At 44.2% G+C, this 16,038-nt stretch carries 17 protein-coding genes and 1 riboswitch; of the genes, 7 read left to right on the top strand and 10 right to left on the bottom strand.

Annotation, left to right across the window (positions count from 1 at the left end; all coding sequences use genetic code 11):
• Positions 1–236: 236 nt before the first annotated feature.
• Positions 237–707 (bottom strand): JAB domain-containing protein, encoded by a 471-nt coding sequence (locus LZF95_RS16570; RefSeq protein ID WP_192085538.1) that lies wholly within the window; start codon positions 705–707, stop codon positions 237–239.
• A 434-nt stretch (positions 708–1,141) separates the two neighbouring features.
• On the opposite strand from LZF95_RS16570, the gene LZF95_RS16565 reads away from it, so the two are divergent.
• Positions 1,142–1,363, top strand: coding sequence for a hypothetical protein (locus tag LZF95_RS16565; protein ID WP_192085539.1), 222 nt, complete (start codon positions 1,142–1,144; stop codon positions 1,361–1,363).
• 93 nt (positions 1,364–1,456) lie between these two features.
• Here the strand turns inward: LZF95_RS16565 and LZF95_RS16560 are convergent, their stop codons facing one another.
• From LZF95_RS16560 to dinB, 4 genes are all read right to left on the bottom strand, one after another.
• Positions 1,457–2,200: an SOS response-associated peptidase gene (locus tag LZF95_RS16560; protein WP_192085540.1), complete on the bottom strand. Its 744-nt coding sequence runs from the start codon at positions 2,198–2,200 to the stop codon at positions 1,457–1,459.
• Positions 2,201–2,303: 103 nt separating this feature from the next.
• Positions 2,304–2,657: a hypothetical protein gene (locus tag LZF95_RS16555; RefSeq protein ID WP_192085541.1), complete on the bottom strand. Its 354-nt coding sequence runs from the start codon at positions 2,655–2,657 to the stop codon at positions 2,304–2,306.
• Positions 2,658–2,856: 199 nt separating this feature from the next.
• Positions 2,857–5,793 carry a DNA polymerase III subunit alpha gene (locus LZF95_RS16550; protein WP_192085542.1) on the bottom strand — a complete coding sequence of 979 codons (2,937 nt, stop codon included), beginning with the start codon at positions 5,791–5,793 and terminating at the stop codon, positions 2,857–2,859.
• A gap of 1 nt (position 5,794) precedes the next feature.
• Entirely contained in the window at positions 5,795–6,943 is a 1,149-nt protein-coding gene (gene dinB, locus LZF95_RS16545; protein ID WP_192085543.1) for a DNA polymerase IV, read from the bottom strand.
• Positions 6,944–7,012: 69 nt separating this feature from the next.
• Here dinB and LZF95_RS16540 point away from each other — a divergent pair, with 69 nt between their 5' ends.
• Both LZF95_RS16540 and LZF95_RS16535 read left to right on the top strand, forming a co-directional pair.
• Entirely contained in the window at positions 7,013–7,813 is an 801-nt protein-coding gene (locus LZF95_RS16540; protein WP_192085544.1) for a LexA family transcriptional regulator, read from the top strand.
• Between the two features lie 139 nt (positions 7,814–7,952).
• Positions 7,953–8,231, top strand: a complete 279-nt coding sequence (locus tag LZF95_RS16535; protein ID WP_192085545.1) for a DUF3892 domain-containing protein — start codon at positions 7,953–7,955, stop codon at positions 8,229–8,231.
• 233 nt (positions 8,232–8,464) lie between these two features.
• Here LZF95_RS16535 and LZF95_RS16530 read toward each other — a convergent pair whose 3' ends face one another.
• From LZF95_RS16530 to LZF95_RS16515, 4 genes are all read right to left on the bottom strand, one after another.
• A complete protein-coding gene (locus tag LZF95_RS16530) occupies positions 8,465–8,968 on the bottom strand; it encodes a hypothetical protein (protein WP_192085546.1) in 504 nt (167 codons plus the stop codon).
• Positions 8,969–9,058: 90 nt separating this feature from the next.
• Positions 9,059–10,045 carry an ArdC family protein gene (locus tag LZF95_RS16525; protein ID WP_192085547.1) on the bottom strand — a complete coding sequence of 329 codons (987 nt, stop codon included), beginning with the start codon at positions 10,043–10,045 and terminating at the stop codon, positions 9,059–9,061.
• A gap of 276 nt (positions 10,046–10,321) precedes the next feature.
• The gene (locus tag LZF95_RS16520; protein WP_192085548.1) at positions 10,322–10,942 is read right to left on the bottom strand and encodes a RadC family protein; all 621 of its coding nucleotides are present in this window, start codon (positions 10,940–10,942) and stop codon (positions 10,322–10,324) included.
• Between the two features lie 187 nt (positions 10,943–11,129).
• A complete protein-coding gene (locus LZF95_RS16515; RefSeq protein WP_192085549.1) occupies positions 11,130–11,270 on the bottom strand; it encodes a hypothetical protein in 141 nt (46 codons plus the stop codon).
• A gap of 691 nt (positions 11,271–11,961) precedes the next feature.
• Positions 11,962–12,054, top strand: a riboswitch (TPP riboswitch).
• A 73-nt stretch (positions 12,055–12,127) separates the two neighbouring features.
• On the opposite strand from LZF95_RS16515, the gene thiM reads away from it, so the two are divergent.
• The 4 genes from thiM to LZF95_RS16495 are packed head-to-tail and all read left to right on the top strand — an operon-like array spanning position 12,128 to position 15,023.
• Positions 12,128–12,928, top strand: coding sequence for a hydroxyethylthiazole kinase (gene thiM / locus LZF95_RS16510; RefSeq protein WP_192085550.1), 801 nt, complete (start codon positions 12,128–12,130; stop codon positions 12,926–12,928).
• Complete coding sequence (thiE, locus tag LZF95_RS16505) at positions 12,921–13,556, top strand: thiamine phosphate synthase (protein WP_192085551.1); 636 nt, start codon at positions 12,921–12,923, stop codon at positions 13,554–13,556. The genes thiM and thiE overlap by 8 nt, the downstream gene beginning before the upstream one ends.
• Positions 13,553–14,386, top strand: a complete 834-nt coding sequence (thiD, locus tag LZF95_RS16500) for a bifunctional hydroxymethylpyrimidine kinase/phosphomethylpyrimidine kinase (RefSeq protein WP_192085552.1) — start codon at positions 13,553–13,555, stop codon at positions 14,384–14,386. The genes thiE and thiD overlap by 4 nt, the downstream gene beginning before the upstream one ends.
• Entirely contained in the window at positions 14,373–15,023 is a 651-nt protein-coding gene (locus tag LZF95_RS16495) for a TenA family protein (RefSeq protein ID WP_192085553.1), read from the top strand. Before thiD ends, LZF95_RS16495 begins: the two co-directional genes overlap by 14 nt.
• Before the next feature lie 682 nt (positions 15,024–15,705).
• Here LZF95_RS16495 and LZF95_RS16490 read toward each other — a convergent pair.
• A complete protein-coding gene (locus tag LZF95_RS16490) occupies positions 15,706–16,014 on the bottom strand; it encodes a hypothetical protein (RefSeq protein ID WP_192085554.1) in 309 nt (102 codons plus the stop codon).
• Positions 16,015–16,038: the final 24 nt, after the last annotated feature.

The raw sequence follows: 16,038 nt of genomic DNA, 5'->3' as shown, positions 1-16,038 counted from the left end.
AATTTCACCAATCTATATTTCATCCTATTCCTAGTAATAATTACATAAATCAGGCTATTAAAAATGGAATTTTATTATCATGAGGAGGAAAAATCCATAAATTTATTTTTAGTAAAAAATAATAAAAATAAAATTTTTGCTATTTCTCACTAAAACAGAGATACACTGCAATACTGTGATAATTAAACCACCGTAAATTCATAATATTCACAGTGTAATTAGGCAAAAAAAGAGCCCTAAAGCTCCCCATAATCCACAAAGGAATAATACCCTTCTTCAGCTAGAATCAAATGATCCAGTACCGGGATATCCAGAATCTTACCGGCTTCTTTGATTCTTTGGGTCAGCCTTTTATCCTGCTCAGACGGCATTAGATTTCCCGATGGGTGATTATGGGCCAGTATTACAGAGCTTGCATTAGCCTTGATTGCGGCTGCATACACAAGCTTAACATCCACCACAGTCCCTGCAGTGCCTCCTGAGCTGATGGTTACTATTCCCAGTACCCTATTGGCTCTGGACAGCAGCATTACTTTGAAGTCTTCAACAAAGCCAATCCTTTCCTGATCCCAGACTTTGGCAAACACTTCATGAACCTGTCTTGAACTTGCTACCCTAGGTCTTTGAGATGACTTTACCTTGGCACTGTAGCCCAGCTTGATCTCTGCTACTTCATACAAATCAATTTTTCTTTCCTGAGTCTCCATAATCTTTTTCGTTTTTGTGGAACAATGAATTATGAAGCTCCACCAGGCCTTGGGCGACAAAGACCGGAAGGAAAAGGAATAAAAAGCGCAGGGAAGCAAGCGGCTTTATGCCGGAAGCTTACGGTCGCCCAGAGCCCAGAGGACTAACTTTGTGAGGAATTCAGGGTAAAAAAACTGTCTTTTATCCAAGAGGTTTTATGAATGACCTATCCCGCGCCACCAAACCGATCGGGAGAATCACGCTAAAAAATTCATGCCTCCTACTGGATACTTATAAATTGGGAATTTCACCAGTCTTCGAATTCACAAGTGGGATACCTAGCCCATAAACTTGTTAAACAATAGAAGAACAAGCACTTATCTTGTATAGAAATTTGATTACCATATTTTGATTTCCGAGCAATAGTTTTAATCTTAACCATAAAAAAAAGACAATGACAACAATTCATATGCCTACCGACCCCGAAGTTTGTTTCCAATTGGATCCTGATGTCACAATCCCGCAGCCAGGTGAAATATTGTATTTAAAATTCGATGATTACATAACAGACGAATATGAATGGGAGCTGGCCCAAAGTACCTTGAGCAATGATGTAATGGTAGTTGACCGCAAGGAAGAGAACCATGTATGGCTTCGTGAAGGGTTTCCTTTGTAAACTTATTAGAGGTAATAAACATCATAGCTTAACCTTGTACTTCCCTATGGATAGCTTTTAACTATTTAGCCAAATTCCTGTGCCGGAAATAGATTAAAAATTCATCATCATCTCCGGAAGCTCTTCATATTTTTCCATTAGGATGACTTCAGGAACATCGGAGTCCTCAACCCTGGAAGTAAGCAGGCGACTGACTGTATGCGACTCCATGCCTTTTGCATGGAAAGGCTTCATGAGATCTTCAATATCCTGCTTCTTCAGCTCTGGTGAAATCCACTTTTTGGCCTTTGTTATATCCATGATAAAGGGCATCCGCTTTTTGGTGTTATGGATCTGTTCCATAAGCTGATTTGCAGGAGTGGTAATGATGGAACAGGTCTTTTTGATTTCCCCGGATTCCTTGTCCGTCCATTCCTCCCATATTCCCCCTAAGCAGAAATAGGATCTTTCTTTAGGATAGATAAAATAAGGATAGGTCTTTTTTTCATAATGCCTCCATTCATAAAATCCGTTTACCGGGATAATACATCGTCGCTTTAAGATCGCAGCCCTGAAGGAAGGAAGCTCAAAGATGGTCTCGGATTTGGCATTGAGGGTTTTATTGGCAATATCAGCTGCCTGTTCCACAGACTTCACCCAAAAAGGAATCAATCCCCATTCCATTTCCTGAAGTTCGTCCGGTTTGTCATTGGCCAGAACCACCAACTTTGGATGGGCAAATCCATTCAGATGATATCCGGTATTTTTTATGGCAGTTTTCTTCCCCCTCTTCGCCTTAAATTCATCAGCAAAGTCAATTTCAAGTTGCTCCCCTTCCTGATTTACATTGTAGCACATGGCAAGGTTTTTAAGTGATATTTATTAATAAGATAAACAACAAAACCCAAAAACCATAAATACCCTAACAACTACTATCCAGTGAAACTGATGCTGCAAACACTCAGACCGGATCAGTCTTGGGAAACTCCTCTTCTTTCCCCGGAGGCAGTTCTTCCCCTTCCCCCGGAAATGTAGGATCTTCCACCTCTCCTGGTGGCTCTTCAACTGGCACTTCCTCTTCATCCGGCAGATATTCCTCCTCTTCCGGAATCTCCTTGTTAGGGTTGATCTCATCATCATCAAACAATGGGAAATCCTCTGTGGGAGGAATTGGTAAGTCCTCATCATCCTCATCAGGTTGGGCAAAAACTATAGTATCCCTGGAGAATGAAGTAAATAAAGCAGATGGGCCTGCCAAAAATTGTACAAATCTCCCCAGAGAATGTATCTCAGGAATTGAAGTGGTGTGGTTCATGATTTCTATCAGCTGGTTGATCCTTAACCGCATACAATACCCATGCAAATAAATTCCGTTGCTGCGTATCCCCCCGGGTACTGTGCCAGGGGAATAAAACCTGAACTACCTCAAAATTATATACTCCATTTGGGGTATTTAAAACCACATTCCGAGCATGGTAGAATCCTTTTTCTCTCCCCTATACCAGCCTCCTGTTTCAAACCGTCGCCTTCTTGTCCTTCAATCCCACTTTCTTCATAAAATTCACCTCCAAGGCATAAACCCCGAATTCCTGCACCACCTTGCCTTTTAACCGATAAAACCCCTTTCCCTGAAAAGGAAACCGCTTTAATGTATTGGGGAAATGGACTGTGTCCAGCCAGTCCCCTTTTGGATCCAAAAATGTCCCAAAAGCCATGTATTCCCTGTTGACCGTACGTACATCCTTAGTGGTAACCAGCTGTCCGAGCATTTCCACAGGTTTGCCTAGTATCCCTGGCAGATCGGCGGCCATCACTGTTCCCCGCCCATCGTCGGCACACAGTCGGAACATATCAGTCAGGGCAAAACCCAGCACATTGATTTCATCAATGGCATCTTCCAGAGGATAATCCGGAAAATCTGGAAGCACAAATTCCATTGGCGGTTCTCTAAACAGGGCTGGAGCATCCATTGGCTCTGTCTGCCTTTTCTGCAGAAAGTTCGCCTGCCACAGCAGTTTCTTCTTCCCCAGTCCTGTAAATCCAAATGCCCCTACACTGATCAGGATATTCAGCATTTCAGGGCCCGCATGGGTACGTTCGATAAAGTCATGAAGTCCCAGATAAGGGCCTGATCTTGCCCGCTCATCCAGCATCCTTTCACAGAGTGATTTTTCGAGTTGCTCTACGTGGATAAACCCCACAAACACATCATCCCCTGAAATATTGGTGAGGTAATCACTGCTGTTCACACAAGGTGGATGAACCTTAGCCCCTGTCCGCTTAAGCTCATGGAAATAAAACTCAGTACTGTAAAATCCACCGAAATTATTGATGACCGCCACCATAAACTCTTTAGGATAATAGGTCTTTAAGTACAGGCTTTGATAGCTTTCCACCGCAAAAGAGGCTGAATGTGCTTTGGAAAATGAATAGCCCCCAAAGGATTCTATCTGCCGCCAAACTTCTGCAGTCACTGCTTCTTCATAACCCAATCCCTTACAGTTTGCAAAGAACTTTTCCCTGATCTGTATAAATTTGTCATGCCCCCGGTATTTACCGGACATGGCACGCCTGAGTATATCCGCCTCCCCCATGTCCATGCCCGCAAAATGGTGGGCCACCTTGATCACATCCTCCTGGTACACCATCACCCCATACGTTTCCTCCAGCAGTTCCTTCATTTTCGGATGCAGGTAAACGATCTTTTCCGGATCATGGAACCGCTCGATGTATTGCTTCATCATGCCTGACTGGGACACTCCGGGTCGGATAATGGAGCTGGCAGCTACCAGCGTCAGGTAATCCTCACATTTTAGCTTAGTCAGCAGCTGACGCATTGCAGGGCTTTCTATGTAAAAGCATCCTATGGTGTCCGCCCGTTTAATCTGGTCAGCCACCTTGGGGTCTACCATAAACTGCTCCACCCGATGTATGTCAATATCGATTCCCCTATTCTGTTTTACCAAGCGGATCGCCTCCTTGATATGTCCCAACCCCCGCTGGCTGAGGATGTCCAGTTTAAAAAGACCGATCTTTTCAGCCAGAAACATATCGATCTGGGCGGTACAAAATCCCTTTGGTGGCATTTCATTGACTGTATATTGGTAGATCGGCTTTTCTGATATCAACATGCCCCCCGGATGGATGCTGTGGTGGTTCGGGAAATTCTCCAACAGCTTGCCGTACTTGAGGATGGTACGCTGGATCTTATCCTCGTTTAGGGGCTGGTCTTTGCCCCTGACCAGCTGGTCTATCTCCTCCTTGGGCAATCCAAACACCTTTCCGAGTTCCCTAATCACTGCCCTACGTTGAAATGTGCTGTACATACCCAACAGGGATACATGGTCTTTGCCGTAGCGCTTGAAGATGTAATCAATCACCTCGTCCCGGTCTTTCCATGAAAAATCAATATCAAAGTCCGGAGGGGAAGTCCGGTGCGGATTTAAAAAGCGTTCAAAGTACAGATCCAGTTTGATCGGATCCACATCCGTGATTTTCATGCAATAGGCCACGATGGAATTGGCTCCACTCCCCCTACCCACATGGTAAAATCCCCGGTTCTGTGCATAGCGGATCACGTCCCATACAATCAGAAAATAGGCATTGAAATTCAGCTGATTGATGATCTTCAGTTCCTTGAAGACACGTTGCCTGGCAACCGGGTTATTCCCATAACGGTAATCCAACCCTTCCATGGCGAGTTTTTCAAGTAAAATCCTGTCATCCTCCGGGGAGGCTGAAAAACACCGCTTGTTCTTGTCGGTATGCAACTCTGTATGGATACAGCAGGCATCGATCAACTGGAGGGTGTTGGTGATCATAACCGGGAAATTCCGGAATGCTGCCATCAGCTCCGCTTCCGGCACGAACATTTCATCAGGAGAGGCAAAGTCAGTTGCACCCAGCTTGGTGATCAGGGTGTTTTTACCGATAGCCCTAAGCAGCCGGTGTACATTGAAGTAGGTTTTGTCCTGGAACGTGACGGGGTGGCGGATTAGCCACTTCTTGGGAAATGCCTGGAGTTCCTGCTTTTTAATCCGGTTCAATTCGCCGGCGAGCACACCAATGAATTCATGATCCTTTAGTTCTTCTACTGCATATTTTCCTACTGGATAAATGATAAACACCTCTAAAAAGCAGTCTGGCCTAGCTGGAAACAAAAGTTCCTCCTGCAGGTGCATGGAAAGGAAACGGTTGATTTCAAGCAAACCTGCATCGTTCTTTGCCAGAAGCGTATAACAAAACTCATCCCCGTTTCTGATCTCGGTCCCGGCAATAGGCTTGATGTTTTTTTCCCGGCAGAACTCCACAAAATCCCATAGATCCGCCGTACTGTTGATATTGGTAAGGGCCAGAGCCTGAAATCCCAAATCCGCAGCCGTATACACCAGTTCCCTGGTAGAAAATGTACCGTAACGGTAACTGAACCATGTCTTGCAATTCAAAAACATATCATATGCCGCTTAAAGTGATAGCCCTGGTGATACTGTGTGCCCCGTAGCGGTTTTTAATCCAGTCTATGGCCTGGTAAAGGCTTACCTCTTCCTCGGTATGCTCAAAGAGATCGATCTGCTGGCTTCCCTGTACCAGATGGCTGAGTTTTACCCCTACCAACCGTACCAACATCCGTCTGTCGTAGAGCTTTGTAAAAAGCTCCTTGGCACGTTGCAGCAACACCTCATCCGAACTGTTGTAGGAAATCATACACTGCCTGCTTACCGTATCGAAATTCGAATAGCGGAGTTTCACGGTGATACAACCGCAAAGTTTCTGTTTCTGCCTCATTTCAAAGGCGACCTTCTCGGTCATGCGTACCAGCTGGGCATGCAGGAACTGCATATCAATCGTGTCCGATTCAAAGGTCGTCTCAGTTCCTATACTCTTCTGCTCGGTATAAGGAATCACAGGGGATTCATCAATTCCATTGGCTTTGCGTGAAAGGTCTATGCCAGATTTGCCAAGCAGATTCTGCATCATCCGAAGCGGGATCTCGGAAAGCAATTTGATATTTTCCACCCCCATCCGCTCAAGTAACGCTGAGGTTTTCTCCCCCACTCCCGGCATCCTGCGTATAGGCAACGGTGCCAGATAAGGCTTCTCATTACCAAAGGGGACGGTCATCTGCCCGTTGGGTTTGGCATCATGGGTGGCAACTTTTGACACCAGTTTGTTTACCGCCAGTGCATAGGAAATAGGCAGCCCGGATTCGTTGTAGATTTTGCTTTTAAGCTCAGCGGTAAACTTGCCACAACCAAAAAAACGGTCCATTCCTGTAAGGTCCAGGTAAAACTCATCAATGGAAGCTTTCTCCAACAGCGGAACCTGATCCTGAATCACTTCAGTCACCAGTCGGGAGTAGTGGGTGTAGCCGTCAAAATCCCCTTTGATGTAAAACGCATTGGGGCATAGCCTTCTTGCCAGCCGCATGGGCATGGCCGAATGTACCCCGAAGGTTCGTGCTTCATAACTGCAGGAGGACACTACCCCCCTGTCCGAGCTTCCACCGATGATGACGGGTTTATTGTTCAGGGCACTGTTTTTCAACCGCTCCACGGATACAAAAAAAGTATCCAAATCCATATGCACTATATGCCTTTCCATTTTCAATAATTTGTAGTATGTTTGATACGATTAGTATCAATAGTCAACTTCTAATTGTATCAAATAAAAATGAGAAGTCAAAAATATTTCTGGGCTGCCAATCTCAAATTCCTCAGAAAGAGAAGAAAATTCAGCCAGGATGAGCTTGCTGAAAAACTCGGGATGACCCGGGTGAAGCTCAATTCATTGGAAAACGGACACACTAAATCACCCTCCATCGATGATTTATTGTTGTGTGCGGACTTTTTCAGAATGAGCGTGGATACGCTGCTCAGGATAGAGCTATCCAGACTCAGCGAATTGAAAATCCGTGACCTGGAAGCGGGAAACGACATTTATATGGCAGGTTCCAAGATGCGGGTGCTTGCCACTACTGTTAACTTAACCAATGAGGACAACATAGAAATGGTACCCGTTAAAGCCAAAGCCGGGTACATGGAAGGTTATGGTGACCCGGAGTTTATCAGTACACTCCCGGTATTCAATCTACCTACTTTCCCCAAGGACAAAAAGTACAGAATGTTTCAGACAGAAGGTGACAGTATGCTTCCTATTCCTGACGGTGCATATGTAATCGGATCATTTTTGATGGACTGGAAACTAGCCAAGGAAACAGCCTGTGTGGTAGTAACTGAAAATGAAGGCATCAGTTTTAAGATGGTGAGCTTTAGTGAGGAAAAGAAAAGTTTCTCTTTGAGATCATTAAACCCGCTTTATTCAACCTATGAAGTAAATGCTGAAGAAGTACGGGAAATCTGGAAGTTTGAGGCAACACTTTCAAAAGAATTGCCGACAGAGACACTTACGCTACAGCAGATAGGATTGGGCATAGCTGAGATAAACAGAAAGCTGGAAGATTTAACCAATTGACGCGTCAAAGTGATCCATGCTTCTGGTCTTCAGTTTTCTGCTTAAATAAACTGGCTAAACATCCATATGAGAAATAAAATCCAACCTGTTAAAATAAAGACTGTCTATCTACCCATCTTTACCGGACGATTTAACTACAATGAAAAGATTACGCATACTCTGTACTAAAAAATTAACCCAAGGAACTTTTGAAGGAGACATTACCCATATCGGAGGTGTAAACGGAACAGGTGAGAAATGGAATATTTCAGTGAAGGAAGCGGTGGATGGAATCATGTCCGGAGCATTTGAATTCTACATCGTAGAGCAGTTTGAAGAAATAAACGTACAGGTCACCGGGGAAATCGAAAAATCACTGACTGCAAAAGGACAGGGATATCTTCATAATCTGTTGCTTGACCTTCCGGATTGTCCTTAGGTATCAACATATCAATTGGTTTAATAATTAAATCCGGGACTGTCATTCATTCCATCGCTCTACCTACTTCTTCAGTGTAGGCACATTTCAAATTTCCCGTCAAATTTGAGGAACGGAGACTACAGTAGTTTTGTCTCCAATTTGACATTGGTGAAAAACTATCTAACATGGGTAATTACAGCTTTGATGGGAATTTTTAACCATTGTAAGATGCATCACATCAATAAGGATAGTTACCGCACTTTTAAATAAGTCTCGGGACCAAGACAGTCACTTAAAACTTGCATTGAATCTATACAGGGATACGTTAACAGGAATGATTCATTGATTTTACCTAATACTAAAGAACCAGTAAATTCCTGATAGTAAGGATCTTTACTACTAATCAATTGATCCTTCCTAAAACAGTCACCAGACAATTCGATTGAGGGATCGGGGCCAAAAGCAGAAGTGAGAACCATTTTAAATACTTCTCCTCGGAGAGAATATGTCCCCTCGTTATAAGAACTCAGGCACCGCTCCTCAGTATCTGCCGGTGTGACAAAATTCTCAATTAACACATTGCCCGATCTGCTAAATGTCATTACAAGTACTTGCAGGTACCTTGGTGGATCAACATTAGATAAACGCGTATTTTCATAAACTCCCTCTAAGTAAATCTCCGGAAGATCATCTTCTTTTTTACATGAAAAAAATAAGGACATTAGTAAACTAAGAAGTGAAAAGAGTTTTTTCATAGTGTATTTAAATTGATAGTGCCAATTTATAAAACAAGCAGCTGTAAATGTAACAGCCATGACAAAAAAAAGGGGATCTCTCCCCTAGATCTAAAATGGAGGCTCCATCAGAATGTAATCCACCGCCTTTTGAGCTTTGCTCGCAGCCTCTATCAGTAAGTGCTTATCGTTTCGGAGTTCGTTCAGCCAGTGTTGGATGTAAGCTGCCGAGTTCTCCAGCAGATTCTGATCCAATATCCCCGTGAGGTTGTTCAGATACCCTGCGCCCATCTCAGCAATCAGCTCCTCCTTGCTGTAAAACTCAGAGGCAAACTGTTGGGGTTCTGAAACCCCTATCCTATTTAACCTGGAAGGGTGGCCTGTGCTGTGGACTAGCTCATGGTACAATACCCCAAAATATTGCTCAGCCGAGTCAAACAGGTTTCTCTCCGGCATCGTGATTTGATCCAGGTCTGCCCGGTAGTAAGCCGAGGAACCAGAATGAATCAACTCAGGAGCCCTTAACATTTCCTCATAAATCCTTTGGCATTGCTCATTTTCGGGTAGCGGCTCAGCTTTGCTTATTTCAGGAAATTCCCAGTCTATTCCCTCAATCTGTTCTATGGGAAACACTTTGAACTCCTTGAGAAAACCCGATTTACTCACCAGTTTGAGATCATATTCCCCTATCCTATCTTCTGGAATCACCTTTCCCGTCTTCTTATCCCGAAAGGCAAAGTTCCAGTAGCAGATGGGTAGTGCCTTTGCCCCTTTTTTGATTTTTCCTCCCAATCCATTTGCCTGTTTGAAAGTCAGGTAGTAAGGATACTGATGGCCACAGGATAGTAAAAGCCAAAGATTTATCCCTCTATAAGGCTTCTTGGTCAGGTAATTTGCCGGCATTCCCATCTCATGCCATGGTTGTCTCCAGGGAATCACTCCCTGCTCCAGTTTCTCAATAATCAGATCGGTAAACTTCCGGTAGATATCCGATGATCCTTTTGCGGGTTGTGTAGTGCATCCCTTGTTACTTGCAAAATCATTTCCCCCTTTTCTCTTAGTGGATGTCTTTGCTGATGTTTTTACTTGCGTCTTCATAGTCTTTTGTGTTTTGGTTTGACAAATACTTATGAAGCTGCACCAGCCTGAGACCGGCACTAAGTGCAAGAGGAAACGGAATAAACCAGCAAAGGCAAGAGCGCCGGCTTTATGCCGTAGTCTCTTGCCTCGTGTGACGGGATCAGGCTAAATTGGCGGAAGAAGGAATGGAAAAAATAATAAGTCCTATTATTGGCTTATTTGAAATTTCAAAAAGTCTGAATGATAGAATTGTATAAATTCCATTTGCAACGGCTAAAAATCACATACAAAAGGCTAGAGGATCATGAAATGCTCATTAGTAGAAATACCTATGTATAGAAATCTGGAATCAATCGCGATTTTACAATAATGAATACCTACGAATAGCTTCCATGGATTTTCCGAAACGGAAAGTTCATGGAAACTAAAAAAAGAAGAAGAGCCCTCGAGCTCCCCATAATCAGCAAAGGAATAAAATCCTTCCTCAGCAAGAATCAGATGATCCAGTACAGGGACATCTAAAATCCTGCCTGCTTCTTTAATTCTTTGAGTTAATCTCTTATCCTGTTCTGAAGGCATCAAGTTTCCACTCGGGTGATTATGGGCCAGTATTACAGAGCTTGCATTAGCCTTGATTGCAGCTGCAAAAACCAGTTTTACATCCACCACAGTCCCTGCGGTTCCTCCCGAGCTGATGGTTACTATTCCCAGTACCCTATTGGCTCTGGACAGCAGCATTACTTTGAAGTCTTCAGCAAAGCCAATCCTTTCCTGATCCCAGACTTTGGCAAACACTTCATGAACCTGTCTTGAACTTGCTACCCTAGGTCTTTGGGATGACTTTACCTTGGCACTGTAGCCCAGCTTGATCTCAGCTACTTCATACAAATCAATTTTTCTTTCCTGAGTCTCCATAATCTTTTTCGTTTTTGTGGAACAATGAATTATGAAGCTCCATCAGGCCTTGGGCGACAAAGACCGGAAGGAAAAGGAATAAAAAGCGCAGCGAAGCAAGCGGCTTTATGCCGGAAGCTTACGGTCGCCCAGAGCCCAGAGGACTAACTTTGTGAGGAATTCAGGGGTAAAAAAGTTCAGTTGAAATCTATTCAGCCAACGGCATAACAGGAAGCTCCTCATATTCTTCCCTAAGAATGACTTCGGGTACATTTGAGTCCTCAGTACGGGAGGCAAGCAGGCGGCTCACTGTATGAAAACCCATCCCACTCGCCCCAAAAGGCTTCATCAGGTTTTCAATGTCCGCCTTCTTGAGATCCGGAGAAATCCACGCCTTGGCATCAGCAACATTAAGGGTCGGTTGCCAGCACCAGCAGGTGGGGATGGGCAAATCCGTTCAGGTGGTATCCCATCTTCTCAATACTCCTTCTTTTTTTGGCTTAGCATTGAATTCCATACTTAAATCCAGCTCAATTTGCTCCCCTTTCTGATTGACATTGTAGCACATAGTATCCCCTACTTTTATACCTACCTAAAAGATAAACAACAAATTCCAAGAACGATAATGGCCCATGCATTTATACTAAACGAAATGATTCGCAGAACTCGATAATTCTTCCTCTTCATATTGTCAGACAGGATCAGTTTTCGGGAACTCATCCTTCTTTTCAGGAGGCAGTCCATCACCCTTCCTTGGAAAACAAGGATCTTCTTCAATTTGATCTGGTGGAATTGTATCGGGAAAGGGTCAGGGAGATCGGGAGGATTGAGTTGAATAGTAGCTTTCGGCCTGTTACTAAGGAAATAAAAAAACGTCGATGCCCCATGGAACATCGGAATTATCCATGCATGAATGTCCGAGACAAGATAGGCAGCTGTAGTCTTTCTAAACCAATCTTTATTTGACCCTGTTCCGTTTGTTTTCCCCGGGTTTTAATCGGCCACAGGATTGGCTGCCATAATAATAAGACGTATATTTACTCTGGCTTTAGGGGTATTCTGAGAAGAATTGAGATAGTCCCTTCGAACCTGATCCGGTTGACACCGGCGTAGGGAAAAGCAGACAAAGCACCGTCCGGTATGCTGTCTTTCTTTTTATCCAAAGGAATTCCTTTAGCCATTTTCACTTTCCAAAAGTAAAAAACAATGGCAAAAAATCTCTGGAAACACATTCAGAAGGTACGGCAAACCTCTCCCCTAGTCCACAATATCACCAATTTCGTGGTCATGAATAATTCGGCCAATGCTTTATTGGCTGTAGGAGCATCACCTATTATGTCTCACGCCCATTCCGAAGTTGAGGACATGGTAAATATCTGTCAGTCGCTGGTCATCAACATTGGTACATTGGATGAATATTTTGTGAAGTCCATGATTCTCGCCGCGCAAAAAGCCAATGAGTTAAACAAACCTTGGGTATTGGATCCTGTTGGTGCCGGTGCTTCTCCTTATCGAAATGAGGTTCTGATGCAACTTTTGGCCTATTCCCCCACGGTAATAAGAGGAAATGCTTCTGAAATTATGGCACTTGCCCAAGCTGACCGAGTCTCAACCAAAGGGGTTGACAGCACCGCCAAAAGTGATGAAGCGATTCACGCCGCGGAATACGTTCATCAAAAATATGGATCAATAATCTGCATATCGGGAGAAACAGACATCATCGTGGGCAATTCCCGGCAGACCTTCATCAGTAATGGTGATGGGTTGATGACAAAAGTAACCGGCTTAGGATGCTCTGCGACTGCGGTGATCGGTGCATTTATCGCCGTCATTGAAAACAGGGAAGAAGCGGTCTGTGCAGCAACCGCCCTGTTCAGCATCAGTGGTGAATTGGCAGCCCACCAAAGCAAAGGCCCGGGAACCCTACAGGCCAACCTATTGGATAAGTTGTATCACCTGACAGAAGATGAATTTGTCGCGGTCTTGAAAATCAGAAACAATGGATAGAAATCCATTCCCATATAAACTGTATTTGGTCGTCTCGGAGGCTGCTTGCAAAAAGGACTTTTTGCATGTGATTGGGCAGGCGATTCAGGGAGGTGTTGACATCGTACAGTATAGGGAAAAGGGACTAAACCCGGAAGAGTATGCATCCAAAGCTTTGCAGGTCAAAGAAATCACCGATAAGTATAATGTCCCTCTCATCATTAATGACAGCGTCTCAGTGGCGAAAAAAATCAACGCTTTTGGGATACATGTAGGCAATTCGGATATAGCCCCAACTGTAATTCGGGAAATATGGAAAGATTGTCAGTGTCTTGGATACTCCATCGAGTATATGAATCAATTGGAATCTAAAGAAACCGCAGCCGCGGACTATTTGGGGGTGAGCCCGGTATTCTCTACCCCGACGAAAATTGACACCATCACAGAATGGGGCATTGAGGGAATGAAAACCATCAGAAAACTCACTACGAAACCACTTGTTGCTATTGGTGGACTCAATCAAAGCAACGTCTCTGAAGTAATGAATGCGGGAGCGGACTCCATTGCCGTGGTCTCCGCGATCTGCGCTGCGGATGACCCACGGGAAGCTGCCTATTCACTGAAGGGGATATTAATGAATTCACTATGAAAAAATACAGTTATCCTTCTGTTTTGGCGATTGCCGGATTTGACGGAAGCGGAGGGGCGGGTATTCAGGCTGACATCAAGACCATCTCTGCCCTGGGGTGCTATGCTACCTCTGTTTTGACAGCTTTACCCGTTCAAAACACCCAGGGTGTGCGGTCTATTTTCCCCATTCCCATAGAGGCAGTGGCGGAGCAGATGGAAGCCGTCTTGGATGATATTTTCCCGCAGGCCATAAAAATAGGAATGGTGCATACGGGCGAGCTCGTGGATACGATTGTTGAAATACTGGCAAAATACCCCAAGGTACCGCTGGTTTTCGATCCTGTCATGGTGGCCACGAGTGGGCATAGATTGATTGAGGAGAAAACAAAGTCAGTGATTGTCGAAAAGTTGTTTCCCATTTCAACACTCATTACTCCCAATATGGATGAAGCCGGGATATTGGCCGGAATGAATGTAAACACGGTAGAAGACATGTACCTAGCAGGTGAGAAGATATTGAAGCTGGGCAGCAATGCCATATTGCTCAAAGGCGGACACCTGAATCTCCCGAAAATCACATCACTGTTTTTTGATGCGGACGGCAGTGTGAAGTCATTTGAACATGAAAAACTCAAAACCAACAACACGCACGGTTCGGGTTGTACTTTATCCTCAGCCATCGCTGGTTATTTAGCGCTGGGAAATGATTTACCAACAGCTATCCAACTTGGAAAGAACTATGTTCATCAGGCCATCTTTGCCGGCAAAGACGTGGTAACCGGCAAGGGGAACGGTCCGCTCAACCACTTTTTCAACCCTCAAAAACTTATAAAAAATGACATGGTCTGATTCAGCCTGGACGCAGATCCAGCCAATTTATCTGCGAATCCTGGACATGCCCTTTATCCAGGAATTGATTGATGGCTCATTGGGTGAAGAAAAATTCCAATTCTACATTGCCCAGGACTCAAACTATCTGGAACATTTTGGAAGGGCATTGGCAGTGATAGGGGCACGCTCCCATGAAACTGGTGATTCACTTGCCTTCATCAGATTTGCCGAAAATGCGATTATTGTAGAAAAGGCATTACACGAATCCTATTTTAATGAATTCGGGATCAAGGGCAAAGTAGCAGCCCAGCCTGCCTGTCACCATTACATTCATTTCTTAAAAAGCACCGCTGCTTTTGATGCGGTGGAAGTAGGTATGGCCAGCGTTCTTCCGTGTTTTTGGATCTACAAGGCAGTTGGGGATTACATTCTGGAGAATCAATCCTCCTCGACCAATCCCTATCAAAAATGGATCGATACCTATGGAGGGGAGGAATTTGCGCAAGCAGTAATGAAAGCGATTACTATCTGCGACAAGGCAGCTCTCGGTACAACGGAAAAAACAAGAAACGATATGATGGAAGCATTTGTCACAGCCACCCGATTAGAGTTTGACTTTTGGGATAACGCCTATCAGTTGAAAACTTGGGTTTAGTTGCGAAGTAAGAGAGAATGTTAAACCCGGATTCTAAGACTTTGAGAAAGTAACGTATAGTAGCTAACTTTTGGAGGCAGCATGAAAGCCTAGGCATTAAATGGTGATTTTATCCCTTCCCGGATTCTGGTAGAAATGCAAAACCCCAACCGATAAGGTCAGGATTTTGAAACGTTAATTGGTGACCATGCCTTGGTTGAACCAACAGTCCCTCATAAGGGCTTTCACTATCGTTTAGTCATGGATGTTCCGCCAGTTCCGCCCAGATCAGGAGAACAACTGTCGCTTGTCCTGTTCTGAAGTCATCAAGTTGCCAATCGGGTGATTATGGGCTTTATGTAAAACTTTACATAAGACCCATTATGCAAAGTATTTATTTATGTGAAGTAATATTGTTAACTCCTTCATATTCAGGTATCTGATAGTGATTTATTTTACAGTCAAATGGTTTGTGATAACTGGGCGGGATTTGTAATTCCACCCTAATATCCTTATCAATTTGAAATTGGCTTTTCTACCTCACCCCTGCCCTCTCCTGAAGAGAGAGGGTGATCGGCTCTGTTATCATTTTACTATCTGATTCAGAATTAAATGGTTTCCGGGTTTATGGCCGGATGGGTGATAAAAGTTGGTTGTTCTACCTCCTCCCATCCTTCCCGATATCGCTGTACTCATCCTTTATTTACAAATTATTGCCAACCGCCTCCCAGAGCCCTATAGAGGTCAATGGAAGCGTAAGGCTTAGATCTAGTTGGCTTTGGAGCAGAATGCCCTGTGCTGTTATAACTTCAAGGTAATTAGCGACCCCGTTTTCGAACAAAAGGGCAGCATTTTCCACGGTATGCTCAAGAGCCTCAACACGGGAAAAAGCAATATCCAGTCGCTGTGTGGTTTTTTCTATTCGCATCAGCGCATCTGACACTTCCTTGACAGCAGCCAGGGGGTGTTTCCTTGAATGGGTAAACTTGTTTCTCCCGCTGGATTTGTTCAACCAACTAGGTTTTCGTTGCGTGCG

It is taken from the genome of Algoriphagus sp. AGSA1 (assembly GCF_021390545.1).
In the GTDB taxonomy this organism is placed as follows: Bacteria; Bacteroidota; Bacteroidia; order Cytophagales; family Cyclobacteriaceae; genus Algoriphagus.
This window is presented reverse-complemented; position numbering and strand designations above follow the sequence as displayed.

Bases quoted from the DNA above. Each gene is read 5' to 3' on its own strand.
- LZF95_RS16570 (WP_192085538.1), bottom strand. From the start codon at position 707: ATGGAGACTCAGGAAAGAAAAATTGATTTGTATGAAGTAGCAGAGATC.
- LZF95_RS16565 (WP_192085539.1), top strand. From the start codon at position 1,142: ATGACAACAATTCATATGCCTACCGACCCCGAAGTTTGTTTCCAATTG.
- LZF95_RS16560 (WP_192085540.1), bottom strand. From the start codon at position 2,200: ATGTGCTACAATGTAAATCAGGAAGGGGAGCAACTTGAAATTGACTTT.
- LZF95_RS16555 (WP_192085541.1), bottom strand. From the start codon at position 2,657: ATGAACCACACCACTTCAATTCCTGAGATACATTCTCTGGGGAGATTT.
- LZF95_RS16550 (WP_192085542.1), bottom strand. From the start codon at position 5,793: ATGTTTTTGAATTGCAAGACATGGTTCAGTTACCGTTACGGTACATTT.
- dinB (WP_192085543.1), bottom strand. From the start codon at position 6,943: ATGGAAAGGCATATAGTGCATATGGATTTGGATACTTTTTTTGTATCC.
- LZF95_RS16540 (WP_192085544.1), top strand. From the start codon at position 7,013: ATGAGAAGTCAAAAATATTTCTGGGCTGCCAATCTCAAATTCCTCAGA.
- LZF95_RS16535 (WP_192085545.1), top strand. From the start codon at position 7,953: ATGAAAAGATTACGCATACTCTGTACTAAAAAATTAACCCAAGGAACT.
- LZF95_RS16530 (WP_192085546.1), bottom strand. From the start codon at position 8,968: ATGAAAAAACTCTTTTCACTTCTTAGTTTACTAATGTCCTTATTTTTT.
- LZF95_RS16525 (WP_192085547.1), bottom strand. From the start codon at position 10,045: ATGAAGACGCAAGTAAAAACATCAGCAAAGACATCCACTAAGAGAAAA.
- LZF95_RS16520 (WP_192085548.1), bottom strand. From the start codon at position 10,942: ATGGAGACTCAGGAAAGAAAAATTGATTTGTATGAAGTAGCTGAGATC.
- LZF95_RS16515 (WP_192085549.1), bottom strand. From the start codon at position 11,270: ATGAAGCCTTTTGGGGCGAGTGGGATGGGTTTTCATACAGTGAGCCGC.
- thiM (WP_192085550.1), top strand. From the start codon at position 12,128: ATGGCAAAAAATCTCTGGAAACACATTCAGAAGGTACGGCAAACCTCT.
- thiE (WP_192085551.1), top strand. From the start codon at position 12,921: ATGGATAGAAATCCATTCCCATATAAACTGTATTTGGTCGTCTCGGAG.
- thiD (WP_192085552.1), top strand. From the start codon at position 13,553: ATGAAAAAATACAGTTATCCTTCTGTTTTGGCGATTGCCGGATTTGAC.
- LZF95_RS16495 (WP_192085553.1), top strand. From the start codon at position 14,373: ATGACATGGTCTGATTCAGCCTGGACGCAGATCCAGCCAATTTATCTG.